General features: G+C 48.2%; 18 protein-coding genes, 1 pseudogene and 1 riboswitch. Of the genes and pseudogenes, 11 read left to right on the top strand and 8 right to left on the bottom strand.

Going from position 1 to position 25,872, the window contains the following annotated elements:
• Position 1: 1 nt before the first annotated feature.
• From PRUTH_RS11460 to dapA, 3 genes are read right to left on the bottom strand one after another with little or no spacing between them, the layout of a single operon-like run.
• The gene (locus PRUTH_RS11460) at positions 2 to 1,204 is read right to left on the bottom strand and encodes a PLP-dependent decarboxylase (protein WP_151173313.1); all 1,203 of its coding nucleotides are present in this window, start codon (positions 1,202 to 1,204) and stop codon (positions 2 to 4) included.
• Entirely contained in the window at positions 1,204 to 1,944 is a 741-nt protein-coding gene (locus PRUTH_RS11455) for a 2,3,4,5-tetrahydropyridine-2,6-dicarboxylate N-succinyltransferase (protein WP_151173312.1), read from the bottom strand. The genes PRUTH_RS11460 and PRUTH_RS11455 overlap by 1 nt, the downstream gene beginning before the upstream one ends.
• A gap of 28 nt (positions 1,945 to 1,972) precedes the next feature.
• The gene (gene dapA / locus PRUTH_RS11450) at positions 1,973 to 2,860 is read right to left on the bottom strand and encodes a 4-hydroxy-tetrahydrodipicolinate synthase (RefSeq protein ID WP_151173311.1); all 888 of its coding nucleotides are present in this window, start codon (positions 2,858 to 2,860) and stop codon (positions 1,973 to 1,975) included.
• 122 nt (positions 2,861 to 2,982) lie between these two features.
• Positions 2,983 to 3,174: riboswitch (Lysine riboswitch) on the bottom strand.
• A 148-nt stretch (positions 3,175 to 3,322) separates the two neighbouring features.
• On the opposite strand from dapA, the gene PRUTH_RS11445 reads away from it, so the two are divergent.
• Positions 3,323 to 5,020: a response regulator gene (locus PRUTH_RS11445; RefSeq protein WP_045980455.1), complete on the top strand. Its 1,698-nt coding sequence runs from the start codon at positions 3,323 to 3,325 to the stop codon at positions 5,018 to 5,020.
• Here PRUTH_RS11445 and PRUTH_RS11440 read toward each other — a convergent pair.
• Complete coding sequence (locus tag PRUTH_RS11440; RefSeq protein ID WP_052698293.1) at positions 4,995 to 5,882, bottom strand: TraB/GumN family protein; 888 nt, start codon at positions 5,880 to 5,882, stop codon at positions 4,995 to 4,997. The genes PRUTH_RS11445 and PRUTH_RS11440 overlap by 26 nt on opposite strands.
• Positions 5,883 to 6,365: 483 nt before the next feature.
• Between PRUTH_RS11440 and ilvG the strand changes: the two genes are divergently transcribed.
• The 8 genes and pseudogenes from ilvG (at position 6,366) to can (ending at position 15,804) form a co-directional block, all read left to right on the top strand.
• Positions 6,366 to 8,027, top strand: a complete 1,662-nt coding sequence (gene ilvG, locus PRUTH_RS11435) for an acetolactate synthase 2 catalytic subunit (protein ID WP_151173310.1) — start codon at positions 6,366 to 6,368, stop codon at positions 8,025 to 8,027.
• Positions 8,024 to 8,266: an acetolactate synthase 2 small subunit gene (ilvM, locus tag PRUTH_RS11430; protein ID WP_022943892.1), complete on the top strand. Its 243-nt coding sequence runs from the start codon at positions 8,024 to 8,026 to the stop codon at positions 8,264 to 8,266. The genes ilvG and ilvM overlap by 4 nt, the downstream gene beginning before the upstream one ends.
• Before the next feature lie 54 nt (positions 8,267 to 8,320).
• Positions 8,321 to 9,244 (top strand): branched-chain amino acid transaminase, encoded by a 924-nt coding sequence (locus PRUTH_RS11425; protein ID WP_053910196.1) that lies wholly within the window; start codon positions 8,321 to 8,323, stop codon positions 9,242 to 9,244.
• A gap of 86 nt (positions 9,245 to 9,330) precedes the next feature.
• The gene (gene ilvD, locus PRUTH_RS11420; RefSeq protein WP_151173309.1) at positions 9,331 to 11,187 is read left to right on the top strand and encodes a dihydroxy-acid dehydratase; all 1,857 of its coding nucleotides are present in this window, start codon (positions 9,331 to 9,333) and stop codon (positions 11,185 to 11,187) included.
• On the top strand, positions 11,187 to 12,746 hold the full coding sequence (gene ilvA, locus PRUTH_RS11415; RefSeq protein ID WP_045980452.1) for a threonine ammonia-lyase, biosynthetic: 1,560 nt from the start codon (positions 11,187 to 11,189) through the stop codon (positions 12,744 to 12,746). The genes ilvD and ilvA overlap by 1 nt, the downstream gene beginning before the upstream one ends.
• Before the next feature lie 64 nt (positions 12,747 to 12,810).
• A complete protein-coding gene (locus PRUTH_RS11410; protein ID WP_151173308.1) occupies positions 12,811 to 13,857 on the top strand; it encodes an ABC transporter substrate-binding protein in 1,047 nt (348 codons plus the stop codon).
• A gap of 81 nt (positions 13,858 to 13,938) precedes the next feature.
• Positions 13,939 to 15,142: pseudogene (locus PRUTH_RS11405) on the top strand (methyltransferase).
• The gene (gene can, locus PRUTH_RS11400; RefSeq protein ID WP_022946622.1) at positions 15,139 to 15,804 is read left to right on the top strand and encodes a carbonate dehydratase; all 666 of its coding nucleotides are present in this window, start codon (positions 15,139 to 15,141) and stop codon (positions 15,802 to 15,804) included. The pseudogene PRUTH_RS11405 and the gene can overlap by 4 nt, the downstream one beginning before the upstream one ends.
• A gap of 31 nt (positions 15,805 to 15,835) precedes the next feature.
• Here the strand turns inward: can and ubiK are convergent, their stop codons facing one another.
• Positions 15,836 to 16,108: a ubiquinone biosynthesis accessory factor UbiK gene (gene ubiK / locus PRUTH_RS11395; protein WP_022946623.1), complete on the bottom strand. Its 273-nt coding sequence runs from the start codon at positions 16,106 to 16,108 to the stop codon at positions 15,836 to 15,838.
• A gap of 223 nt (positions 16,109 to 16,331) precedes the next feature.
• Here ubiK and rep point away from each other — a divergent pair, with 223 nt between their 5' ends.
• The gene (rep, locus tag PRUTH_RS11390; RefSeq protein ID WP_151173307.1) at positions 16,332 to 18,347 is read left to right on the top strand and encodes a DNA helicase Rep; all 2,016 of its coding nucleotides are present in this window, start codon (positions 16,332 to 16,334) and stop codon (positions 18,345 to 18,347) included.
• Here rep and PRUTH_RS11385 read toward each other — a convergent pair.
• The 3 genes from PRUTH_RS11385 to elbB form a co-directional block, all read right to left on the bottom strand.
• Positions 18,334 to 20,898 carry a sensor domain-containing diguanylate cyclase gene (locus tag PRUTH_RS11385; protein ID WP_151173306.1) on the bottom strand — a complete coding sequence of 855 codons (2,565 nt, stop codon included), beginning with the start codon at positions 20,896 to 20,898 and terminating at the stop codon, positions 18,334 to 18,336. The genes rep and PRUTH_RS11385 overlap by 14 nt on opposite strands.
• Positions 20,899 to 21,032: 134 nt before the next feature.
• On the bottom strand, positions 21,033 to 21,425 hold the full coding sequence (locus PRUTH_RS11380; RefSeq protein ID WP_022946626.1) for a c-type cytochrome: 393 nt from the start codon (positions 21,423 to 21,425) through the stop codon (positions 21,033 to 21,035).
• A gap of 166 nt (positions 21,426 to 21,591) precedes the next feature.
• Positions 21,592 to 22,242, bottom strand: a complete 651-nt coding sequence (elbB, locus tag PRUTH_RS11375) for an isoprenoid biosynthesis glyoxalase ElbB (protein ID WP_022946627.1) — start codon at positions 22,240 to 22,242, stop codon at positions 21,592 to 21,594.
• 491 nt (positions 22,243 to 22,733) lie between these two features.
• Here elbB and polA point away from each other — a divergent pair, with 491 nt between their 5' ends.
• Positions 22,734 to 25,466, top strand: a complete 2,733-nt coding sequence (gene polA / locus PRUTH_RS11370) for a DNA polymerase I (protein ID WP_151173305.1) — start codon at positions 22,734 to 22,736, stop codon at positions 25,464 to 25,466.
• The last annotated feature ends 406 nt before the right edge of the window (positions 25,467 to 25,872 follow it).

Below are 25,872 nucleotides of genomic sequence, written 5' to 3'. Positions count from 1 at the left end.
TTTACCTCAGATAAAAACTGGCCGGTTGTGGCTCACGAACCACGCGCAAAGTGCCGTGTTCAAACACGTATTCACTAGCCAATGAGTGGCACAGAAAAAACGGCATACTCTCGGTGAAGCCATAGGCTCCGGCCTGCATAAACACGAGCCAATCATGTTCATCAATATCCTCAGGCAGCGAGTGTTGTCCTAGGCTATCCAGCGCCGTACACAAAGGTCCATGGATACGATAGTTTACCTGTTCGGCTGTACTTCGGCGTAATAACTGCGCGGGGAAGTTTTGCCCTGCTACAGCGGGGCGTAAAAGGTGGTTAATACCACCTGCGACGATCAGTTGGCGCTCGCCATAATTTGTTTTTTGTTCAATGACGGGGTCTAAATAGTAACCACATTGTGCGACGGCGTAACGGCCCAACTCCATCCACAACTCTTTTACGCCGCTTTGCCGCTTAATATCGCGCAGTGCGCCGAGCACATCCTGCCACTTTAGCGGGCTGCTTTCGCTGTCATAAGGAACGCCTAAGCCGCCACCTAAATCCAGTACTTGCATGGCAAAACCAAGGCGTTCACAGAGTGCTTGTAATGGCGCTAACATGCTTTGCCATAGGTGAAGCAGCTGGGCCGCATCAAGCATGTTGCCCCACTGAAAAATATGGAGGCCAATGCAATTCAGCGCAGGGTAGTCGGCTAAGTAGAGCCCTTGCCACTGCTCTGGCGCTAAGCCAAACGGAGTCAGGGTATTGCCACCGAGCGGATTGCGCTCACCCTCTGGCCAGCGCAACTGCACTCTGAGCAACACATCCACTTCAATACCTTGGTTATACGCCAGCTCATTAAGCCAGCGAACTTGATTGATACTCTCCAACACAAAGGTACGTACCCCAGCGTCTAAGAATTCGCCTAACTGCTGGCGCGATTTTGCCGGCCCGGTGTTGAGGATGCGTTGTGCACCAACAGATTGTGAAAGCACCTGATTGAGCTCACCGCTGCTGGCGACATCAAAGTCAAAGCCAGCGGCTGCCAGAGTCTCGACAACCGCAGATAAAGGATTCGCTTTTACCGCATACCATAACTTCACCACATCTTGCGCCATCAGCTCATCAAGGTGCTTACGTAGACTGTCAAGATCGTAGACAAAGCAAGGTTCTTGGCGCTCCTGAGTGAGGGTATCAAAAGCGTTTAACAATGCGCCAGAGACAGGCATTAGCGTAATACCTCTTCTAACTCCAGCGATGCATCGCTGTGCTGATCGCGATATTTTACGATAAGCGCACAGCTCATACTGAGCCCTTGTTCGCGTCCCCAAGTGCTAGAGCTTGGGCGCGAGCCAGGTATAACGATGGCGTTGGCCGGAATCGCTTCGCCCTTATCGAGTTGTCGCTCGTTAACGCAGTCATATACTGGGATAGTGGCGCTTAAACGTACACCAGGGGCGAGTACCGCACCTTGGCGAACCACCACCCCTTCGACAATGACACAGCCTGCGCCGATAAAGGCATCATCTTCAATCACTACAGGGTTAGCGCCAATTGGCTCGAGCACGCCACCTAGTTGCACAGCGGCGCTAAGGTGAACGTTTTTGCCCACTTGCGCACATGATCCCACCAAGGCATGACTGTCGACCATAGTTCCACTATCGATGAAGGCACCAATATTGACATATGCAGGTGGCATGATAATGGTGCCAGGGGCAACGTAAGCACCTCGACGCACAGCACTACCGCCAGGCACCATGCGAACATTATCTTGGGCGCTAAAACCGCGAGGAGCTAGATTGTGCTTATCAACAAAGCCGCCCGCAAACTCGGTGTTATTGCCATTTTTGAAGGCTTCGAGAATGCCTTTTTTTACGTCCACATTGGCGTGCCATTGGCCGTGTTCGTCTTGTGTTGCGGCGCGTACGTGGCCGCTTTCGAGGTCATTTAGTAAGTCTAACCAACTCATAACTGAGGTACCTTGTTAACTAATTTTATCAATGTGCCCACGCAACAATGCGTTCATGGGCATTAAGAAGTGGTTGTGTGTCATTAAGCTCAAGGTGGCTTAATGGTGGTCGTAACACCGGGCTGTTGAGGCGTTCAAGAGCATGCAAAAGGCACTTAACGGGCACTGGATTGGCTGCACTGAACAGCGCATCAATTGCACTGCGCCAGGTTACAAAGGCATTGACGCTTTGCCCTTGAAGGCATTGTTGTACCAGATGCTGTGTCTGCTGTGGCCAGACGTTGGCGGCCACAGATACAAGGCCCGCTGCACCGGCCTGAGCAAAATAAGGCATCAGCGCGTCGTCGCCACTGAAAATTGCTAACTCAGGCGCGGCTTCGCGGTAAGCCTCAAATTGTGCAATATCACCGCTGGCTTCTTTAAGTGCCCAGCACAGTGGGTGCTGTTGTAGCTGTGCTAAGACCGTAGGGGGAATACTAACTGCAGCGCGTCCGGGCACGTTGTACAACATGCACGGCTTTTTGCTGGCATCCAGTAGTGCCGAGTACCAATGTAGCTGCCCCTGAACACCCGGTTTAGCATATAAGGGCGCTCCCAGAAGGTAGGCGTCTATGGGGTGTTGGTTACAAAAACTAAGCCATTGTAGTTGCTGGCTAAGGTTAAAACCGCCCACGCCAACCATCAGTGGCACACGCAAGGTGAGCGCAGTAACGTGACGAACCACGGCTTGTTGCTCATCTATACTGAGAGCCAGAGCTTCACCAGTAGAGCCAAGAATAAGAATGCCGTTTCCCGCTTGCTCTTGCTCGCGCACAAGTAGGGTTAAGGTGTTAAAATCAATACTGCCGTCAGCATGCATCGGAGTGATCAATGCTGTCCAGACAATGGTATCTGCTAAAGAATGAGTTGTAGTCATCTCTCACGAACTTAGTGCGAGTTCGATTGAATTAGGAAGGGGTTGCCCGCCTCGCATCGAACTGGTTAAATTCGAAGAGCGAATGGGCTTAAAACACAGAGCCAAATGGGCCCAGCGTTACTAAGACCAGAAGCTCTCCACCAAAAACATAGCGCTGAGCGCTAATGGTGACAGTCGCTGGGATTCAACCCATGCGCCCGAGACAGTAAGTAGCAAACTTTACTGGTCTCTCGGCGTACATTCCCCTCGTTATGGTGCTTTGGAGTTTGCTCTCCTTCCCATAACTACCTGAATGACGCTCCTCTTCTAGCCCTTGCGACCACAGCACATGTGGCCGACTCAATAAGGGTGCCTTTTTATTCAATCACTTTATGCTTAACGCTGTCAACGCTAAAGCGAGAACAAATTTTACAAAGGCTGATTTTGTGTCAGTATTAAGGGGTTATTGCAAAGGCCCCTCTTATGCAACGTCTTACCAAACACTTACAAAAACGTTATTTCTGGGCAGCCAGTGTGCTTGTTGTTGTCATACTTAGCTCTACATTTTATGTGATGAAAAGTATCAATATGCAGCGAAATGACGCGAAAGTAATAAACATTGCAGGTATGCAGCGGATGCTTTCGCAGAAGATTGCATTGCATAAATTGGCCGTCAATGACCGTGCTGTAAGTTTTGAGCAGCAGCAACTCGCTCGTGCCACTATGCGCTTTTACAATAACCATGAGTTTTTATTAGGCTCAGAGTTGGTGCAGCAAAGCCCTCAGGTGCTGGCGCTTTATCACCAGCAGGGTTTGGATGGTCGGGTGCGCCAGTATGTGCAGTTAGCGAGTCGCAGCGATGCACCTTTAAGTGCTTTTCAGGGTCAAAAACTACTGTCGTTATTGCAGGACTTAGATGCTGTTGTCACCGTATTAGAGTCAAAATCTAAGCAAAAAATAGAACATTTACAGCTTGTTATTCCCCTTTTAACGCTGGCAGCCATTGCTACTATTTTATGTGAGTGGTGGCTCATCTTTAATCCTTTGACACGTCGAGTGTCAGCTATTCTTTATCGGCTTCGTTACCAACGGCGTCAAGCCGCGCATGCGCATCGGGTAAAATCTGACTTCTTAGCTAATATGAGTCATGAGCTAATGACGCCAATTACGGGGATTATTGGCCTATTGGACTCTCATACTGCGGCTGGTCGCGAAGAACAGCAAACGGCATTGGGCTGCGCCCGACATTTGCAAGCGCTAGTGCAAGAAATGTTGGAATTACAGAAGCTTAAGTCGGGAGCGTTTACTACTTTAGTGACCGAGCAGTCATTAAAGCAAACGGTGAGAGCAATATTGGCGCCTTGGCAGCTTAAGTCTGAAACCCTGCAGCGATTGAGTGTCGAGGGTGAAGATAGCCTACCTGTTCAAGCACAAACTGATCATCTGCATTTAATCCAAGCAGTTAATCAGCTATTGAGCAACGCCTTTATACATACGCGCGCTGCGGTGCATGTGCAATTTGAATACCATGAACCATCTGGGCTGCTGAGTGTTGTCGTTAAAGATAACGGCGATGGCATTGCTACTGCTGATATTGAGGCTGCTCGGCAACATGCTGTGTATTACAACACCGAGCAGGTACAGCACTTTCAGGGCGTGAAATTAGGTCTCAGCCTCGTGTATGCGTTGGCTCAAGAGGTGGGTGGAAGCCTTACGATTCGTAGTACCACAACAGGCACTGAGGCCAAGCTAACTTGGCCCGTACTTACTATCGACAAAGCCCGGTTAGAGCCAAGCAGCCAGCATGGCGATATTCTGATTGTTGAAGATAACCCAATAAATCAGTTAGTGCTTGCTAAACAAGCTCAGCAAATAGGCTTTAACACCACCATTGTTGATGATGGTGAGCAAGCACTCAATAAATTACTAGAACATCACTATCAATGTGTATTAATGGATTTAAATATGCCAAACAAAGACGGCATAAGTACCATTATTGAGATTCGTGAGCGCTTAGCGCTCAGCGTGCCTATTTTTTTGGTGACTGCCAGTCAAGATGAGCATCGTATCGCGCAGAGTATCACTGTCGGCGCCAATGCCGTACTTAACAAGCCGGTCAATACTCAGCAGTTGAGCGCGTTATTGAAAAAACACGTTATTGAGAGGGCTGCCTTTTCGTAACCGTGAATCCTTGTTCGCGCAGTAGGTTAACGAGCCCATTTTTTTCCGGTAAATGGAGCGCACCTACGGCGATAAACAGTGACTGCTGCTGCATTGGCTGGTTAAGTTGTGCGACCCAGTTTTGATTACGCTCAATAAGTAAAATATGCTCGTTAAGTTGGCCGAATTCAGAGTCATCAAAAGCGTCGTGGTAGTACTGCCTCAGTATGTCAGTATCTCCCTGCTTCCACGCGCTGATCAATCGAGCAAAATAGTGGTCGAGGTCTTTGAGTTGGCGAAAAGTATCGTTGACCATTTCATCAGCGTAATTATCTAAGGCGCTGAACATTTCTAGTTGCTGCTCTAGCGACTCGAGCTCCATTATCGGCTTACCTATTGCGTTTGCCTTAGCTAACACTTGCTTGTCGATTCCGTTTTGCTCTGAATAGCCTGCATTTTGATACTCGATTTGCACCATAGTGAGTAAAACGGCCCAAGGCTTTAAGCCCGAGAACATGGCTATATTAATACTCTTTTGTGCAAAGTAGTCACTGAGGCGTTGATAATTTTTACTGCTCAGTTCAGTTTCTAGCGTGCGGCCGTTACGCAGCATCATTAGCGGCATGGAGCGTTGTTGAATTTGCATAGGTGAGAGCGCGCTAATATCTACTTCAACGACCACTTTATCACTGCGGCTAATTGCTTGCTCAACATAAGAGGGGAGGCCTTTCATTGCTTCATCACCAACATGCACAGTGCCAAACAAATAGGAAGTAACGCCATTTTTCTCCACTTGCCACAGTGCCGGAGTGGTGTTTGCGAGGCAGAGCTGAGTGAAAAATGCAAAACAAATGTACAGCAGTGACCAGAAGGTTTTTTTCATAATGGTATCCAGAGGTAGTTGTTTTTAGCCAGTGTAACTGAGTTCGGTAATTTAGCCTATTGGCTGACCATTTTTACTAAAAATATTCAGCTGTTACAGCACACTATGTTAAATACGTTTTAATGTCGCAATGAAAAAGTTGGAATTATTTTTCTCTTAACTGACTTTTTGGGTTTTTTTATGTGATTAGTGTCGTCATTTTTAGTTGTTTCGCATTGTTTTTATGGTTGACTTAGGAGGGCTGCCAAGGTACTAATAGAAAAAGAGCGCAGAAATGCGGTAACAAATTTAAAAAAGCGAAGCGAAAAGTACATGTTGAATATGCAACTTAGCCTAGTCCTAGTGATTAACGTCGTGGTGATTATTATTACCACGGGGGCTTTGTAGTGCGTTAAAAAAGTAATTTCGCAAAGAAGCCCCCCGCACTGAAAAGTTCGGGGGGCTTCTTCGTTTATGGGCCAACACATTGAGGAATGAGGAAAAATGACTGGCGCAGAATTAGTGATCGACATATTAGCCAAAGAGGGCATAAACGAGGTATTTGGTTACCCTGGTGGGGCCATCATGCCCATTTACGATGCCCTTTATGAATCTCCAGTCACTCATTACTTAACTCGCCATGAGCAAGGAGCTGGCTTCGCCGCTGTGGGTTATGCACGCAGTAGTGGCAAACTGGGTGTGTGCATGGCCACTAGTGGCCCGGGAGCCACAAACCTGATCACCGCCCTTGCCGATGCCATGATGGACTCCGTGCCGTTACTAGCCATTACTGGGCAGGTACCCACAGCGGCAATCGGCTCGGATGCATTCCAAGAGGTTGACGTCTTGGGAATGTCTCTTTCATGCACTAAGCATAGTTTTATGGTTGAGCGCAGTGAAGATTTAGCGCATACCCTGCAACAAGCCATCCACTTAGCTCAAAGTGGTCGCCCAGGCCCTGTGCTTGTTGATATTCCAAAAGATATTCAAATGAATGAGGCGCATTACCAGCCTTGGCTAGCCGAATCAGAGCCGACGTCGCAACCTTGCCAGCAACAAGTTCAATTGGCTAATCAGTTGCTAAGCGAAGCTCAGCGGCCAGTGGCCTATATCGGTGGTGGGGTTCAAAGTGCTGGAGCCCAGCAACAACTCATGCAGTTTCTATACAAGACCAATATGCCAGCGGTGCAAACACTTAAGGCGTTAGGCAGCGTCACACCGGATTATCCACTTAATTTAGGCATGTTAGGTATGCATGGCACTAAGGCCGCTAACTTGGCGGTACAAGAATGTGACCTGCTGTTGTGTATTGGTGCCCGTTTTGACGATCGCGTGACCGGCAATCTGACTAAGTTCGCGGCGAACGCGAAAGTTGTGCACCTTGATATCGATGCTGCTGAAGTAGGCAAGCGAAAGCCTACAGATGCGTCGCTGGTGGCGGATTTAAAAATATCACTGCCGCAATTGCAATGTTTTGTCAGCGAGCCGCAGTGGTGTAACTATGTTGAGGAGCTAAACCAAGAGCATGCGTGGCGCTACGACTACCCCGGTGAAACCGTGTATGCACCAGCTTTACTTAATCAACTGTCGCAGCAGCTAAGTGCCGATGCAGTGGTATGTTGTGACGTTGGTCAGCACCAAATGTGGGTCGCGCAGCACATGCAATTTAGCCACCCGAGCAACCACTTAAGTAGCGGCGGTGCCGGGACCATGGGGTTTGGTTTACCTGCTGCCATTGGCGCGAAAATCGCCCGCCCCGAAGATACCGTGGTGGTGGTCTCTGGTGATGGCTCCATCATGATGAATATTCAAGAGCTGGCCACCATCCGCCGTAACAATTTAGATATTAAAATCGTGGTTATTGATAACCAAAGGTTGGGTATGGTGCGCCAATGGCAGCAGCTATTTTTCGCTGAACGCTACAGTGAAACGACCCTTTCTGACAATCCAGATTTTGTCGCTTTAGCGCGCGTTTTTGGCATCGCAGGGCGCTGTATCACTTCCCAGGAGCAAGTACAAGCTGCGCTTAGCGAGTTGCATAGCATTGACGGCCCGTATTTGCTGCATGTGTGTATTGATGATGCCGATAACGTCTGGCCATTGGTACCGCCAGGTGCCGCGAACGATCAAATGCTGACGCAAACAAACCAACAGGGGCAACCATGAAACATCGCTTAACCTTACATCTTGCCAATCAAACCGTCGCCGTTGAACGCTTTTTACGAGTTGCTCGCCATCGTGGTTTCAAGCTAACGGCGTTGGAATTAGCCAGCAGTGAAGAGCATTATGCTATCAATATGACTGTCGACAGCGACAAACCCATCTATCTTTTAACGCAACAACTGAATAAGCTGGTAGATGTGCAAAGCGTGACTTTGCAACAACTACAACAACAAGCGATTTAGCGCTGCGACCAGCAAGGCGCACAGCAACACGGATTTATAAGAAGGTATTAACACATGACACAAACATCCGAATTAATCTGGCACAACGGCGAGATGATCCCTTACCAGCAAGCCACCACGCACGTATTAAGCCATGCCTTACATTATGGTAGCTCGGTATTTGAGGGGATCCGTGCCTATGACACCGCTAATGGGCCGGCTATTTTTCGTTTAACTGACCATATGAAGCGGCTTTTTGATTCAGCAAAAATCTACCGCATGGAAATCCCATTTTCACTGGAAGAGTTAAATCAGGCGTGTAAAGAAGCGGTGAAACAAAATGGCTTCAGTGATGCTTATCTGCGCCCGTTTGCCTTTTTAGGTCACGTTGGCTTGGGGTTAAACCCCAAATCACACCTAGCCGATGTCACCGTAGCGGCTATGGAATGGGGCGCCTATCTCGGTGAGGACAGTCTCGCTCAAGGCGTTGATGTATGTATCTCTTCATGGAACCGCCTGGCGCCTAATACCATGCCCACGGCGGCAAAAGCGGGCGGCAACTATTTGTCTTCGCAGCTTATATCTGGTGAAGCCAAGCGTAACGGCTATGTTGAAGGCATTGCCTTAGACACCAATGGGTGTTTGAGTGAAGGAGCAGGCGAAAACCTCTTTGTGATTAAAAATGGTGTGCTATACACGCCACCGACCACCGCCTGTATTTTACCTGGCCTGACTCGCGACACCATTATGACGCTTGCCAAAGAGCGCGGCTATGAAGTGCGTGAAGAGTCAATTGCCCGTGAGGCATTGTACCTTGCCGACGAATTCTTTATGACCGGTACGGCCGCCGAGGTCGTTCCGGTGCGCAGTGTCGACCAAATTCAGGTCGGCGAAGGCCAGCGTGGCGCTATCACCGAAGAGCTGCAAACCGCCTATTTTGATTTGGTCAAAGGGCGCAGTGAAGACCCGCGCGGCTGGCTAGAGTACGTAAACGACTAACGACGAGGTGCCACTAGCACCACCATTTTGGGAATGAGGTAAGTCAAGGCAGCCACGGCTGTACTTGCAAATATATAGAGGTAAACATGGCAAAACTGCGTAGCGCAACAACCACCGAAGGACGCAAAAGAGCAGGGGCTCGGGCGCTTTGGCGAGCGACCGGCATGAACGACAGCGATTTTAAAAAACCGATTATCGCGGTGGTTAATTCATACACTCAGTTCGTGCCGGGGCACGTGCATTTGAACCAGCTCAGCGAGCTAATGGCACACACCATTCGTGATGCCGGTGGGGTGCCACGTGAATTTAATACCATCGCCATTGATGACGGTATCGCCATGGGTCACGGCGGCATGCTGTATTCTCTGCCGTCACGAGACCTCATTGCCGATTCGGTGGAGTATATGGTTAATGCTCACTGTGCCGATGCCATGGTATGTATCTCTAACTGTGACAAAATCACCCCAGGGATGATGTTAGCCGCGTTGCGATTAAATATTCCGGTGATCTTCGTTTCTGGCGGGCCGATGGAGGCGGGCAAAACTCGCCTTGCGGATATCGACATTAAATTAGATTTGGTTGATGCCATGGTCAAAGGCGCCGACCCTAGTGTCAGCGATGAAGACTCAGAACAAGTAGAGCGCTCTGCGTGTCCAACCTGCGGCTCATGCTCGGGTATGTTTACCGCCAACTCGATGAATTGTTTATTGGAAGCCCTAGGCTTGGCTCTTCCAGGAAACGGCACCACCTTAGCAACGCATAAGGATCGGATGCAGCTTTATGTTGAAGCCGGTCAACGCATCGTTGATTTATGTCAGCGTTACTATGGCCAAGAAGACGATTCGGTGCTGCCGCGTAATATCGCCAATCAGGCTGCCTTTATGAACTCAATGACGTTGGATATCGCCATGGGCGGTTCATCCAATACGGTGTTGCATTTATTAGCCGCCGCCCAAGAGGCTGGGGTAGATTTCGATATGAATGACATTGATAGGCTCTCACGCAGCACCCCATTTTTATGTAAAGTCGCTCCTGCGACGCAGCAATACCATATTGAGGATGTGCATCGCGCTGGCGGGATTATGGCCATTCTCAACGAATTGGCGAAAGCGGATAAGCTGGATTTATCCGTTGGCCACGTCGGGGGGGCCAACCTTGGCGAGGTGATTGCTCGCTATGATGCCAGCAAAGAAAAGAACACGGCGGCGCGCACATTTTACCGTGCTGGTCCTGCTGGCATCCGCACTACCAAAGCCATGAGTCAGGATTACCGTTGGCAAGAGATGGACTTGGACCGCGAGCAGGGGTGTATTCGCAGTGTCGAACATGCCTTTCGCCAAGATGGTGGGCTGGCGGTGCTTTATGGCAACTTAGCTCCCAACGGCTGTATTGTGAAAAGCGCGGGGGTCAGTGATGACATGTTGGTGTTTAAAGGCACTGCTAGGGTGTTTGAATCACAAGACGATGCAGTCGAAGGCATTTTAGGCGGCCAAGTACAAAAAGGCGATGTGGTGGTGATCCGCTACGAGGGCCCCAAGGGCGGCCCGGGCATGCAGGAAATGCTGTACCCGACTAGTTATCTAAAATCCATGGCCTTAGACAAGGATTGTGCGCTTATTACCGATGGCCGCTTTTCCGGTGGTACGTCGGGCTTTTCTGTGGGTCATGTTTCTCCTGAGGCTGCCAGTGGCGGTGCGATTGCTCTAGTTGAAGATGGGGATGAAGTGATACTCGATATCCCCAACCGAGGTATCAATCTGAGTTTATCGCAGCAGCAGCTTGAGGCGCGGGCGCAAAAACAGCAGCAACGTGGCAAAGATGCATATAAGCCGCTCAACCGTAATCGTCCTGTAACAGCCGCGCTCAAGGCGTATGCGCTGCTGGCAACCAGTGCGGACAAAGGTGCTGTTCGCGACCTTGAAAAGCTTGAGGAGCTAAGCTGATGGCCGCCTCCGAGCTTGACTATTTTCGCGCTATTATCCAAGCCAATATGGAGCCTTTGGTTAAGTTCACAGAGGTCAGTGAACTGACTGCGTTAGAGCAAAAACTAGGGTGCAAGGTGTGGCTTAAGCGTGAGGACCAACAACCCGTTTACTCCTTTAAGTTGCGGGGCGCTTATAACAAGTTAAGGCAACTGGAAAAAGGCAGCAAGGTGATCACCGCCTCAGCCGGTAATCACGCACAAGGAGTGGCGTTAAGTGCCACCGAGTTAGGGCATCAAGCCATTATCGTGATGCCCCTTACCACGCCGCAGATCAAGGTCAATGCAGTACGTGGCTTCGGCGGTGAGGTGATTTTACACGGCCATCACTTTGATGCTGCAAAAGCCCATGCCTTAAAACTGGCCGAGCAACTGCAGGCGGTGTTTGTGCCGCCATTCGATGATCCCGATGTGATCATTGGCCAAGGCACGATTGCGCGCGAGCTAATGCAACAACTACCGCAATTGGATGCGGTGTTTGTCCCGGTTGGCGGCGGCGGTTTGTTAGCCGGTATGGCGGTGTATATTAAATCGCTGCGCCCAGATATCCGCATCATTGCTGTGGAGGCCGAGGAAAGCGCGTGTTTGCAAGCGGCTATGGCCGCTGGAAAACCTGTAGAGTTGGAGCGGGTGGGCAGTTTTGCCGATGGCGTTGCGGTGAAGACCATCGGCAGTGAAACCTTTCGTCTGGCACAGCAGTTTTGCGACGAAGTCGTGACCGTCAGTGGTGATGAAATTTGTGCTGCGGTACAAGATATTTTTGTCAGCACGCGGGCTGTAGCGGAGCCCTCTGGCGCGCTGTCTTTGGCAGGGCTAAAAAAATGGGCGACAACACAGGCTCAGCAAGGAGCTAATTTAGCGGCGGTGCTCTCCGGGGCGAACTTAAATTTTGACCGTCTTCGTCACATCGCCGAGAGAACGGCGCTCGGTGAGAAGAACGAGGCGTTATTGGCGGTGACCATTAAAGAAGAGAAAGGCAGCTTTAAGCGCTTTTGCCAATGTTTAGGCGGGCGTGCGATCACTGAGTTTAATTACCGTTATGCCGGCCCGGGTGAAGCACAAATCTTTGTCGGTATCGGGTTGCGTCAAGGTGTTAGTGAGCTTGAAGAACTACTCGGTGAGCTTGAACATCAGGGCTATCACTATGTTGATATGTCCGACAACGAGCTTGCTAAATTACATGTGCGTTATATGGTTGGCGGCAAGCCAACACAGCAGCTACAAGAGCGGGTACTGCGTTTTGAATTTCCCGAATACCCTGGTGCGCTAGCGCGGTTTCTCGATACTTTGGGGAGCAAATGGAATATTAGCTTATTCCACTATCGTAATCATGGGGCTGCGCTGGGTAATGTGTTGGCGGCATTTGAAGTACCTGGGCAAGATTATAATGCCTTTGATGAGCACTTGAAACGCCTTGGATATGGGTTTGTAGAAGAAACAGGTAATTCGTGTTATCAGCAGTTTCTCGCACACAACGGCTGCGAAGAGGAGGGTAAAATTGCCCAACAAGCTGGTATTTAAGTCTAAGCTTTAATATAGTATTAACAGCATTAGCACAAGGAAGTACAGTGAAGCAGCGCATGGAATGGAAAAAGGGCCTACTGAGTTTATTTTTGCTTTTTGGCCCTTTTTTTCAGTAATGGCCAGCCCGACTAAAGTGACCTTACAGTTAAAATGGCGACATCAATTTCAATTTGCAGGTTATTATGTTGCCAAAGAGCTGGGTTATTACCGTGATCTGGGCTTAGAGGTCGACATTGTCGAGGCTGTTGGTAACGACACTGACAGCGTGGCCAAGGTGCTCGATAATCATGCTCAGTTTGGTATCAGTCACTCCGGTTTGCTTAAGCATCGTCTGCAGGGTCAGCCTGTAGTCGCAATGGCCGCACTGATGCAATCCTCCCCCTATTGCTGGCTAGTAAAGAAACACTCACCAATATTCGCTCCGCAAGATTTCGATAGTAAGAAAATCAGCTCGCTTAGCGCCAGTGAGAATGCTGAGCTTATCACTATGCTTGCCAATGAAGGCATACAGCCAGAGGTTGTTGATATTGGTGCTCAGGAGCCATTGGCTGCATGGATTGAAGGGCGCCTCGATGCCATTCAGGTGTACATTACCAACGAGCCCTATACCTTGGCGCAGCAAGGTATTGATTATCGTCTCGTATGCCCAAAGCAACATGGCTTCAATGTATATGGTGACGTGTTGTTTACATCACAGACCTTTCTTGATGCTCAGCCTGAAGTGGTAGCGCGTTTTTATCAAGCGAGCATGCGTGGTTGGCGTTACGCGTTACTCAACCTACAGCACAGTATTGCCCTCACTAAGCGTCATTATGCCGTTGATAAAAGCTTACAAGAGCTGGCTTTTGAAGCAGACCAACTCAAACCTTTGATGATGCGAACTGGCAGTACGCTAGGTGCAATGTCTGATGCGCGATGGCGACTGATTGCAGAGCTTTATGCACTGGATGATAAGCCTATGCAGGAGTGCTTTCGCGGTTTTATGTACCAGCCAATACAACAAAGTGGTATGCGCTTGTCGTGGATGTTCATTCTGGCTATTGCCATCATCTTAGTTGCCGTCCCGACTTATGTTCGACTCGTGGTGCAAGCGCGAAAATCTAAATAGTATAGTGGCGAGATAAAGTTTTCTGCGCTTGAGCCAAGCGATTTGATATAATCTAACAATTGCAGTCCGTTAGTCTTTCTCATGCCATCGTTAACATCGCACTTTCAACGCCTAGATCAATTGCTTAATGACACTCGAGATTACTGGCAATGTGTGGCATTTTCATGCGAGCACTACCCTTGGCCTGAACTGACAACGGTGCTGGAGAATCTCAGCGATGAGCAAGTGGCTGAGCTTGATGCCCAGCCATCACAGTTAATAGACTACTTCAGTGCTCATATTTACCAGCTTTCGCAGTTGCCAGAAACTAACCGATTTGCCTACCAGCACACAGGCACAGCCTCAAGCGCTACCATTTTGGCTAAGTAATGGTATTAAAGGCCGTAAATTGACCCAGCTACAGTGCTTTGTTGATGGACTTGCTCCTGCGCAGGAAGGCAGTACCGTCTTAGAGTGGTGTGCCGGTAAAGGTCATCTTGGGCGCCTCCTCGCGCACCAACATCAGGTACCCGTGCACAGTGTGGAAATTCAGCAGCATCTATGTGAGCAAGGTGAACAGCTAGCGGATAAGCTAAACTTACCGATTCACTTTCACCAAGGCAATGTACTGACAGATGATTTTAGTGCCCTAATTGAGCAGTGTGATCACGCTGTTGCCCTACATGCTTGCGGTGGCTTGCATCAATCCTTGTTACGTCAGGCCTGTCAGCAGCAAACACCTCGTATTTCAATTTCTCCCTGTTGCTATCATCTGTTTATTGATGGCGACTATTACCAACCAATGAGCGCAGCTGCACAGGCAAGCTCATTGCGGTTGACCAGCAGTGATCTAAAACTTGCGCTGCAACAAACTGTGACAGCACCACAGCGAGTGCGGCGCGTGCGGCAAAAAGAGGTGTTATGGCGACTCGGGTTTGATCAGTTGGTGCGTGAGCAATTTAAGCGCTCACAGTACACGCCCGTGCCTTCGGTTGGTAAGCAAATATTCAGCGGTGAATTCTCAGATTTTTGTTTGTGGGCGGCACGAGAAAAGGGCTTAACCCTGCCAGAAAAGTGCGATTTTACTCGCTATTTGAAGCTCGCAGAGCAAAGGAAGCGCATGACGGAGCGAATCGAACTGGTAAGACATCTCTTTAGAAGGGCAATAGAAGTTTGGCTGGTTTTAGATCGTGCTTTATATTTGCAGCAACACAATTATCAGGTGGACCTCAGTGAGTTTTGCGAAACTGAAATCACACCTCGTAATATCTTAATTGAAGCCAGCATAAACAGTGAGATGCAATGAAGAATCTAGGTCACCTTTTTGAAAGTAATAGGCAATGGGCTGAACGAACTACGGACCATGACCCGGAATTTTTTCAAAAGTTATCGCAGCAGCAAAGCCCTAAATATTTGTGGATTGGTTGTTCAGATTCTCGCGTCCCTGCAAACCAAATAGTAGACCTTATGCCCGGCGAGTTATTTGTTCATCGCAACGTCGCCAATGTTGTGGTGCACACTGATCATAACTGTTTGTCGGTGATGCAATATGCAGTAGAAGTTTTGAAAGTTCAGCATATTATGGTGGTGGGTCATTATGGCTGTGGCGGCGTTAAGGCAGTGCTCGATGAGGCCAAGCTGGGACTGATTGATAATTGGTTACGCCATGTTGATGACGTTAAAGCACAGCATTTATCACTGTTAAATAGCGCACCCGAGGCTCAGCGTCTGGCTCGATTAATTGAGCTTAATGTGATTGAACAAGTACGTAATGTTTGCCGTACCAACATAGTACAAGATGCATGGGCTAGAGAGCAGCCGTTGACGGTGCATGGTTGGGTGTATGGGCTTGAAAACGGCCGTTTACATGACCTCGATGCCGTGGTTCGCTGTCATCAAGAGCTACACAGCAGCTACAAAGAGGCGCTGCACAACGTTGCATTGCGCGTGAGAGCTAATGCGCAATAACGAATAGTTGGGCAGCCAATCTAGCCTCGAATTAACCTTCGTCTTGGTTTTCTTGGTTACCCTGAATTTGCGCTTCTAAAAGCGCCACTTTTTGCTCTAGCGCCGTCAGCTTTTCACGTGTTCTTACTAGCACTTGGCTTTGAATATCGAACTCTTCGCGGCTCACGAAGTCCATCTCTGAGAGTTTATTTTGCAGTACTTGTTTAGTCTTACTTTCAAAGTTTTCGGCCATATCGCGCATGCCTTTAGGCATGTTACTGCCAATCTGGCGAGCAATTTCTTCAATTTTTGCAGGGTTTATCATTGCACAGCTCCTTTTCTCACATACTTAAGTGTAACTAACCTCAAGCACAAATAACAACTTGTTTGCCTTAGGGCAGCGTTTATATACGCTGTATCTAACCCAAGTCACAATACAGTTTGCGTTAGTGCATACTTATTTATTTCTCACGGCCCTGATATCGCGGCTGTATCACTTTCGCTAATAAGATAAAATACGTAGCCCACGGATACTCAGATTAGGTTTTATGAAGCTCAACCCTCAACAAAACGAAGCAGTGAAATACATTAGCGGGCCTTGTCTCGTCCTCGCTGGTGCGGGCTCTGGTAAAACCCGCGTGATCACTAATAAGATAGCTTATTTGGTTCAGCAGTGTGAGTACCGGGCCCGTAACATCGCGGCGGTTACCTTCACCAACAAGGCTGCCAAGGAAATGCGTGAGCGCGTTGCGCAAACTTTAGGTAAGCAAGAGGCCAAAGGGTTGTGGGTATCCACCTTTCATACCCTCGGCTTAGAGATAATTAAAAAAGAGTTGAAAACCTTAGGTTTCAAAGCCGGCTTTTCACTCTTTGACGACCAAGATACGAATCAGCTTCTCAACGAGCTGACCGCAGACGAGCTCGATGGTGACAAAGACTTACTTAAGTTGTTGAAAATGCAAATCAGCGACTGGAAAAACGAGCTGATCTTGCCACAACAGGCAATTGCGGCTGCTCGAGAGCAGCAAAAAGCCCTTTTTGCACAACTTTATGCCCGCTATCAAACCCAGTTGCGTGCTTACAATGCGCTCGACTTTGACGATCTGATTATGATCCCGACGTTATTGCTTAATAGTCATGCCGAGGTACGTGAGCGTTGGCAAAATCGCTTTCGTTATATGCTGGTGGATGAATATCAAGATACCAATACCAGCCAATACCAATTGGTTAAGCTATTGGTCGGGCAGCGGGCGCGCTTTACTGTCGTAGGTGATGATGATCAATCTATTTATTCGTGGCGCGGGGCAAAGCCACAAAACCTCGTACAATTGAGTAAAGACTACCCGCATCTGCGTCTTATCAAACTAGAGCAAAATTACCGTAGTGCTGGACGCATTCTTAAAGCGGCTAATATTCTCATTGCCAATAATCCGCATGTTTTTGATAAAAAACTGTTTAGTGAGCTGGGCTTTGGTGATCAGATTAAAGTCATTGGTACTCGCGATGAGGAGCACGAAGCCGAACGTGTGGTAGCAGAGATTATTTCTCATAAGTTTACCAAGCGCACAAGCTACCGTGACTACGCTATTCTATATCGCGGTAATCACCAAGCGCGGGTGTTTGAAAAGGCGCTGATGAGTAACCGTATACCCTATAAAATCAGTGGTGGAATGTCCTTCTTTGCGCGTGCTGAGATCAAGGACATGATGGCTTACCTGCGATTGCTGGTAAACCAAGATGACGATAATGCGTTTTTACGCATCGTAAACACTCCCAAGCGTGAAATTGGCCCTATGACCTTGGAGAAGCTGGGTTCGTTGGCGAATGACAAGCACATTAGCTTATTTGCCGCATGTTTTGAGCCCGAGCTTGCACAGCGTTTACAAGGGCGAGGTTTTAACGCGTTAATGGGGTTTGCTCGGTGGGTCGTGGAGTTAGCCGATAACTGCCAACGTAGTGACACCCTTGAGGCGGTGAAAGATTTAGTGCGACAAATTAATTATGAAGCCTATTTATATGAGACTTCGACTAGCGCTAAAGCCGCTGAGATGCGCATGAAGAATGTCTCTGAGTTATATCGTTGGATCACCGACATGCTCACTGGTGATGCTGACAATCCAGCCCTCACCCTACCAGAGGTAGTGATGAAGCTCACCCTGCGCGATATGATGGAGCGTAATGAAGAGGAAGATGACGGTGATGCGGTGCAACTACTGACACTGCATGCCTCTAAGGGCTTGGAGTACCCTTATGTATTTATGGTCGGTATGGAAGAGGGACTCTTGCCACACCAGACCAGTATTGACGAGGACAATGTTGAAGAGGAGCGTCGCTTGGCCTATGTGGGGATCACCCGAGCGCAACAAGAGTTAGTGATGACGTATGCCAAAAGCCGTCGTCAATTTGGTGAAACCATAACCCCAGAAATTAGCCGTTTTGTGGAGGAACTCCCGCAGCAAGATCTGGCTTTCGAAGCACGAAAAGCACCACAAAATCAGCAACAACGCATGGAGCAAGGGCAGGCCCGAGTGGCTAATTTAAGGGCCATGCTTAAGAAGGAATAGCGTGCAGTGGTTGTTGCTCGGCAATGGCGTGTTGCTGACCAATAAAGTGGTGTACACCGTGATGCTCAAGCAGCGAGCGATAATTAAGAATACAGGGCCCTTTAGCGATCACCATGCAGTCATTTAGTTGTGTGACTGCCAACACGCCTTGCAGCATATGATCGTAACGTGGGTCCTGTAATACTCGACGGCTAAAGGTGGCATTGAGTAATACACAGAAGTAGGGCAGCTGGGTCAGTAAGCTTAACTCGCAGCGATCTTTACCAAACTCATTGAGCCCAATATGCAATCCCTGCTGGTAGAGCTTGTCTAAATTTTTCATTTGGTTAGCGCTACAAAAGCGCAGCTCGGCTTCACTGAACAACAGGCAGAGTTTATCTTTATTCGTCAGTTGACCGACCCAATGACTAAGCCCCTCAAAGTGTTTATCATCCAGCAACAAACTTGAGCAATTGAGTAAACTCATAATGTCGCTCTGGTGTTGATTAAAGCCATATTTGAGCAGTTTGAGCTCTACCTTAGCGAGCTCGTAATTATCACTGGCAAAACGCTTAAGTTGTTCAAAACTGGTACTCCCGAGCACTGGGTGCTCGCCATAAGCATCAAGTAATTGCGCGTGAGGTTGCTGCTGGTCGAAGTTTACGATGTCGCTAGCACGAAAATGGGTGTGTAAATCCATTAGATGATGACGTTGATGTGGCTCTTGCTGATCGTTGCCATAGCCTAGCAGCGGGTGATAAAACTCAAAGCGGCCTTTGCCAGTTTGTTTGGCATAATACATGGCGGCATCGGCATCACGAATGATTTCATCGGTATGGCTGTAGTCGCGTTTACTGTAAGTAATGCCAATACTGGCACCGCTTTGAATACAAATCCCTTGGTTGCAGAAGGGTTGCTGCATCACTGCAATAATGCGCTTGGCAACATCCTCGGCTTGTTGACGCTCGTTGAGTTGGGTGAGCAGAATAACAAATTCGTCGCCACCAAGGCGGGCGATCAAATCATGATCGCGAATACATTGCTTAAGCTTATCCGCCACTTCAATGAGGAATTGGTCGCCACACTGATGACCCAGCTTATCATTGATATCTTTAAACTTATCCAGGTCGATGAACAATACGGCAAAGTCTTTTTCAGGAAAGCGCTGATATTGCCCCAATGTGCGCTCAAGCTGAGATAAGAACAAACTGCGGTTGGGTAACCCTGTTAGTGAGTCATGATGGGCATCATGATAAAGCTGTTGCTCTATTTTACGGCGCTCGTCAATTTGTAGTTGTAAATGTAAGTTGGCTTGACGTAGCTCCCGCGTTTTTTCAGCCACACGTAACTCTAATTCTTGGTGACTCTGTCGCAGCGCTTGCTGCGATAAATGGTTTTGCAGCACGTTGGCAATTTGGTTGGAGACGTAAGCGATGAGCTCAACATCCTCTTGCACGAAGTCATACTTGTTGTTGTATGCCTGGCAAACAATGAGTCCAATCACTCCTTGCGCTGTTTTTAGGGGAGCTCCTAGCCAGCTAGTACAGCGACAGCTCGGGTCTAATTTACCTTGGCGCTCAATGATGCCCTCGGCAATCAACTGCTCGCTGCGAGCCCTATCTATTAATTGGCACTGCTTAGATGTTAGTACTAACTCACTAAAGCCTTTTGCAAAGGGTCGCGGACCAAAGTCTTCGCTGCACTCATCGACGGCGTAAGGGAAGGTAAGCCAATTATTGTCTTTATCATACAGCGCAATATAAAGGTTTTCCGCATAGGTGATGGACTTCATGATCTGGTGAACATGGTAGTAGACATCATCAATATTGATCGACTGGCTCGCCAGTTCCGATATTTGGAATAACGTTTGCTGTCGTTCTAAAGCTTTTTTACGTTGGCTAATTTCGTCATTAAGCGCTTGGTTGCTAAGCGTTAATGCTTGAGTACGTTGCTTTACTTGGCTTTCAAGTAATTCGCGCTTTTTTACCCGCTCAATGGCCGTTGCTAGGTACAGCGCGATGACCTCAAATAGCTCAATTTGCTCTTGGCTATAGCCTTGTTTAGCATCATAGCTTTGCGACACCATGACACCAATCACATCAGTATCTTGATAAATAGGCACACCAAGCCAATGTTCGGCTTGCGCCCCTAAAATTTTGAACTTGCCTTGTTGCTGCGCTGCGGTCATGGTTTCACGAGTGAAATAGGCGGTTGCCCGTGAACGAAATACGTAGCCAGTCACACCTTGCTCAAAATGCTGATCGGTGACTAAGGGGGTTTGTATTCCGTCTTTCTGATCAACGAAGTAGGAGAGCTCAAGTAGTCCTGTATCTGGGTTACGCAGGACCACATAAAAATTTTTACTCGGTACGTAATCGGCTAGCAGACGTTGAATTGCAGGGTAGAAAGAGCACAGCTCAGGAATGGTACTGGCTTGTTCTGACAGTAAAATAAGGGCATGTTGGAGGTGGTGTTGCTGCTTGTATTTTTGCAGCAACGCCTTCAGGCGTTTATTCTTTTTCTGGAGCTTATTGAACTCCTGCGGGGACCACTCATCCACTGAACGTGCCATTTGTTATTTTTGTTTATTTATTAACCGCCAAATATTCCATCTTTTTTGGTTCAGGTCAAGGAGTATCGACCTCTATACTAGGAACGAAAAAGGGAGGCCATTGCCTCCCTTTTTAACTCTTTAACAAGTCGTTGTTACTGCTTAACCATAAAGTCGATAGCAGCTTGGATTTCCTCATCCGAACAATCCATACAAGTACCGCGCGGAGGCATTGCATTGAAACCATTGATCGCGTGATCAAGCAATGTATCCATGCCTTTTGCTAGGCGAGGTTCCCAGTCAGCTGCTGTTTTTGGAGCGCCGAGTGCACCTGAACCATGACATGCGAAACAGGCCGCTTGATATACTTGTTCACCACTGCGAGGGCCGCTTGGCGCCGCATCGGCAGCAGCAGTTTCACCGGCAAGGTAAACATCACCAACAGGTTGCAGGCGCTTTTTGATAGCTTCCTCGGTGAGTGAGTTGTCGTAAGGTTGCGCGTAAACAGCAGTGGATAACAGTAACAGTGCAGCTGATAGTTTCTTCATGTTTCTTTGCTCATTCGGGTGCTAACGGTCTATACGACCTGGTGACGAAATATCGGCAAATTATAACCGCAGCGAGCGATTTATAAAATGCCTAGATTTCATTAATGCGTTAAAAAGTAGCCATTTTATGCGCTAGCGCAAAATATTGTCGCCGTTGCACATCGCGTTAAACCCAGCTCAACAGCTTATTCACGGCTTTTTCGATACCGCTGGCTGCTTCTTTGACGGAGCCCGCAAGCATGTAGGCAGGCGTGGAAACAACCTTCGCTTTTTCATCAGCGACGATGTCATCAACGGCACAGTCCACATGCTCGGCGCCAAGTGCATTCATCGCTGAGGCAGTATCGTTGTCGTTACCTATGGTCGCTTTTGTGCCTTGTGGGTAGATGTGCGCAATCATTGCTGGCGCGATACACAAATAAGCCGCTGGCTTGCCTTGTTCGGCAAAGCTTTTACAGACCCGCTCTACCTCTGAATTTAATGAGCTATCGGCACCTTTTAGAGCGAAGTCGCATAAATTTTTTGCGGCGCCAAAGCCTCCGGGCAAAATAAGGGCGTCGTAGTCGCTAACATTAAGCTCTTTGAGATCCAGAATCTCCCCTCGGGCAATACGCGCCGCTTCTTCCAATACATTGCGTGTTTGCTGCTGCTCTTCCCCAGTTAAGTGATTAATCACATGGTGCTGGTCTATATTGGGGGCAAAACATTGATACTGCGCGCCCGCTTGCTCAAGATAAAGTAAAGTCAGTACTGATTCATGAATTTCGGCGCCATCAAAGACCCCACAGCCACTTAAAATTATCGCCACATTCGCCATTGTTTTGCTCCTTGATCAGATGAAAGATAATATTCTCTGCCCTAGTAAGGTAACGATCCTAGGTAGCTCCCGTCAACGCTGATTTATGCTCAGCTCTCATGCCACTAAGAGAAAAAAGTTATAAAGGATCACTAGGATCTTTGATCCTTTATGCTAGAATGCGTAGCTGGTTATCGAAAAGGACGTTGTACACGCATTCTTAGCGCCCCTTAGAAAGCCACTTTCCACATCGGATAAATAAAATAAAAAAGAAAACCGAATTACGCAGTCTTTTCTTTTTCTAATTAAAACAATGAGTTACAAACCCATCTGGATTCGAAAAATGGACCTGGAGGGTAAGTCATGGTTTTTATCTACAAAGTTATCCACAGGTTTTTAGTTCATTACTTTTACTCTATTTACAGCGCTTAACAGCAATTGCAACTCGTTTTCTTAAGCGCCTTATGGCATCCTTGCGTTATTAAAAAACTGACATGTTTGAGTGTTGAAAAATGGCGCAGATCGCAGAAAATCCGCTTATCCTCGTTGATGGTTCCTCTTATTTATTCCGTGCATATCATGCGCCACCACACCTAACTAATTCTAAAGGGGAAGCTACGGGGGCTATTTATGGCGTAGTCAACATGCTGAAAAGCCTAGTCAAGCAGTATGACCCTACGCACATGGTGGTGATTTTTGATGCCAAAGGGAAAACCTTTCGCAACGATATGTACAGTGAGTACAAGGCTAATCGCCCACCCATGCCGGATGACTTACGTACTCAGATAGAGCCGTTGCATAATATTATTCGTGCGATGGGTTTTCCTTTGATTAGTATTGAAGGGGTGGAAGCGGATGATGTGATTGGCACCTATGCACGTATTGCCAGTGAGCAGCAGCGTCACGTTTTGATATCCACAGGCGATAAAGATATGGCGCAGTTGGTCAACGAACACGTGACCTTGATCAATACCATGACAGGCAGTATTTCCGATCCCGATAGTGTAAAAGAAAAGTTCGGCGTGGGGCCCGATCGTATCATCGATTATTTAGCCTTGATGGGTGATAAAGTCGACAATATCCCAGGTGTAGAGGGATGTGGTCCTAAAACCGCAGTTAAGTGGCTCGACAAGTACGGCTCTCTCGATGAAGTGATTGCCCATGCCGATGAGGTAAAGGGCAAAATAGGTGACAAGCTGCGCAATGCCGTGGAGCACCTGCCACTGAGCTATGAATTAGCAACGATCAAGCTTGATGTTGAACTCGACAGCGATTTGGAGCAGTTAAAACTGCAGCAACCTGATACCGATGTCCTGATTGAGCTCTATGGTGAGTGTGAGTTCCGTCGTTGGTTGGCCGAAGTGCTGGATAAAGGCAGCAACACCGACACCCATCTTGATGCCCCCACCGATACTCAAGAAGTGCCAACCCGCGATGCTCATTACGAAACGATTTTAACCGAGCAGCAGCTGGATACTTGGGTGGATAAGCTTAATCAAGCTGAGCTCATTGCCTTTGATACCGAAACCACAAGCGTGAACTACATGGAAGCGCAGCTAGTCGGTATGAGCTTTGCTGTGACGGTTGGAGAAGCCGCTTATTTGCCGCTTACCCATGACTATCCTGGAGCACCGGAGCAACTGCCTCTTGACCTTGTATTGGCAAAAATTGGACCGATTTTGGCCGACGCTAACAAGGCGAAAGTAGGACAAAACCTTAAATACGATAAAAGTGTACTAGCCAATGCTGGTATCGAGTTTAATGGTATTGCCTTCGATACCATGCTCGAGTCCTATGTGTTTAATAGCGTTGGTACTCGCCATGACATGGATTCCCTCGCGCTGAAATACCTGGGCCATAAAACCATTAGCTTTGAGGATATTGCCGGCAAGGGTAAAAAGCAGCTGACCTTCAATCAGATTGAGTTAGAAAAGGCCGCTCCTTATGCTGCCGAAGATGCTGATATTACCCTGCGTTTGCACCAGCATTTGTGGCCAAAGGTTGAGGCGGATAGCAGTTTAAAAACCGTGTTTAGCGATATAGAACTGCCTTTGGTTAATGTGCTCTCTGATATTGAACGCACTGGCGTTGCCATTGATTCAACGATGCTAGCAAAGCACTCGCAGCGCCTTGGTGAGCGTTTGCAGGAGTTGGAAAAAGAAGCCTTCGACATAGCTGGCGAGGAGTTTAATCTAGGCTCGCCAAAACAGCTACAGGCGATTTTGTTTGAGAAGCTAGAACTGCCGGTGATCAAAAAGACTCCTAAGGGAGCTCCTTCAACCGCAGAAGAAGTCTTGCAAGAGTTGGCGCATGATTATCCGCTGCCTAAAGTCATTATTGAGCACCGAGGGCTGGCTAAACTGAAGTCAACTTACACCGACAAGTTACCGCTGATGGTGAACGAGAAAACTCAACGTGTGCACACCTCTTATCATCAAGCGGTGACCGCCACCGGACGTTTAAGCTCGACCGATCCTAACCTGCAGAATATTCCTATTCGTTCAGAAGAAGGTCGCCGCATCCGTGAGGCCTTTGTTGCCGCCTCTGGCTATAAAATTGTCGCTGCCGATTACAGTCAGATAGAGCTGCGCATCATGGCTCATCTTTCACAGGATAAGGGCCTGCTCAGCGCCTTCGCTGACGGCTTAGATGTGCACAGTGCCACTGCCAGCGAGGTTTTCTCTGTGCCATTGGAGGAAGTGACCAGTGATATGCGCCGTAAAGCCAAAGCCGTTAACTTTGGTTTGATCTATGGTATGTCGGCATTTGGCCTCTCGCGGCAACTCGATATTCCGCGCCATGAGGCCCAGCATTATATGGATAAATACTTTGAACGCTTCCCTGGCGTTTTAGAATATATGGAACGCACTCGCGAAGGAGCCGCAGATAAAGGCTATGTCGAAACGCTATTTGGTCGCCGTTTACATTTACCGGAGATCAATGCTCGCAATGGAGCACGGCGTAAGGCCGCAGAGCGGGCCGCAATTAATGCACCGATGCAGGGAACTGCTGCGGATATTATCAAAAAAGCGATGATCACCGTACACCAATGGGTGCAACAACAACCACAAGGCACGGTCAAACTATTGATGCAGGTACACGATGAGTTGGTGTTTGAAATCGCTGAGCAACATGTTGATGCCTACACCAAAGAAATCTGCAATCTTATGGCCAAAGCCGCTAGCTTAGATGTGCCGTTAATCGCCGAGGCGGATAGCGGAGATAATTGGCAGCAGGCACACTAGCATCAAGCAGCTTGAGTACTTTGTGCTCAAGCTGCACTTAGTTAAAACCCTGTAAAAGAGTATAAGAAATAGTTTTATTTGGTTTATATAGGATTAAATAAGCGCTGTTGCGCGCGCTTTGCGTTTATTTCTCGATATTGATTTGCTACAGTCCGCGCGTCCTCATCCTGTAGGACATCCTGTTGATGATGTGCCACTCGCTTTGCGATGGTACAGCGTATTGATAGCTTCTCCCCAGATTGCTATACCGGCTTACCGTTTTGGTAGGCCGGCTTTTTCTACTCCTTCTCTGTTATGTTTTTTATTCTCTTTCCTAGCATTCCACTGGCTGATCCCTTACTCATTTTTTTAAGTACCCCTGAGTAGTTAGTTCACCTGTAGATACTTTATTGCTAGCATGGTGATA

Source organism: Pseudoalteromonas ruthenica, from assembly GCF_008808095.1.
Lineage (GTDB): Bacteria > Pseudomonadota > Gammaproteobacteria > Enterobacterales > Alteromonadaceae > Pseudoalteromonas > Pseudoalteromonas ruthenica.
Note: the sequence above shows the minus strand (reverse complement) of the source record. Positions and strands in the feature narration are given on the sequence as shown.

Bases quoted from the DNA above. Each gene is read 5' to 3' on its own strand.
- PRUTH_RS11455 (WP_151173312.1), bottom strand. From the start codon at position 1,944: ATGAGTTGGTTAGACTTACTAAATGACCTCGAAAGCGGCCACGTACGC.
- PRUTH_RS11440 (WP_052698293.1), bottom strand. From the start codon at position 5,882: ATGAAAAAAACCTTCTGGTCACTGCTGTACATTTGTTTTGCATTTTTC.
- PRUTH_RS11460 (WP_151173313.1), bottom strand. From the start codon at position 1,204: ATGCCTGTCTCTGGCGCATTGTTAAACGCTTTTGATACCCTCACTCAG.
- PRUTH_RS11410 (WP_151173308.1), top strand. From the start codon at position 12,811: ATGGAAAAAGGGCCTACTGAGTTTATTTTTGCTTTTTGGCCCTTTTTT.
- polA (WP_151173305.1), top strand. From the start codon at position 22,734: ATGGCGCAGATCGCAGAAAATCCGCTTATCCTCGTTGATGGTTCCTCT.
- ilvM (WP_022943892.1), top strand. From the start codon at position 8,024: ATGAAACATCGCTTAACCTTACATCTTGCCAATCAAACCGTCGCCGTT.
- elbB (WP_022946627.1), bottom strand. From the start codon at position 22,242: ATGGCGAATGTGGCGATAATTTTAAGTGGCTGTGGGGTCTTTGATGGC.
- can (WP_022946622.1), top strand. From the start codon at position 15,139: ATGAAGAATCTAGGTCACCTTTTTGAAAGTAATAGGCAATGGGCTGAA.
- ubiK (WP_022946623.1), bottom strand. From the start codon at position 16,108: ATGATAAACCCTGCAAAAATTGAAGAAATTGCTCGCCAGATTGGCAGT.
- ilvG (WP_151173310.1), top strand. From the start codon at position 6,366: ATGACTGGCGCAGAATTAGTGATCGACATATTAGCCAAAGAGGGCATA.
- ilvA (WP_045980452.1), top strand. From the start codon at position 11,187: ATGGCCGCCTCCGAGCTTGACTATTTTCGCGCTATTATCCAAGCCAAT.
- PRUTH_RS11380 (WP_022946626.1), bottom strand. From the start codon at position 21,425: ATGAAGAAACTATCAGCTGCACTGTTACTGTTATCCACTGCTGTTTAC.
- PRUTH_RS11425 (WP_053910196.1), top strand. From the start codon at position 8,321: ATGACACAAACATCCGAATTAATCTGGCACAACGGCGAGATGATCCCT.
- dapA (WP_151173311.1), bottom strand. From the start codon at position 2,860: ATGACTACAACTCATTCTTTAGCAGATACCATTGTCTGGACAGCATTG.
- PRUTH_RS11445 (WP_045980455.1), top strand. From the start codon at position 3,323: ATGCAACGTCTTACCAAACACTTACAAAAACGTTATTTCTGGGCAGCC.
- ilvD (WP_151173309.1), top strand. From the start codon at position 9,331: ATGGCAAAACTGCGTAGCGCAACAACCACCGAAGGACGCAAAAGAGCA.
- PRUTH_RS11385 (WP_151173306.1), bottom strand. From the start codon at position 20,898: ATGGCACGTTCAGTGGATGAGTGGTCCCCGCAGGAGTTCAATAAGCTC.
- rep (WP_151173307.1), top strand. From the start codon at position 16,332: ATGAAGCTCAACCCTCAACAAAACGAAGCAGTGAAATACATTAGCGGG.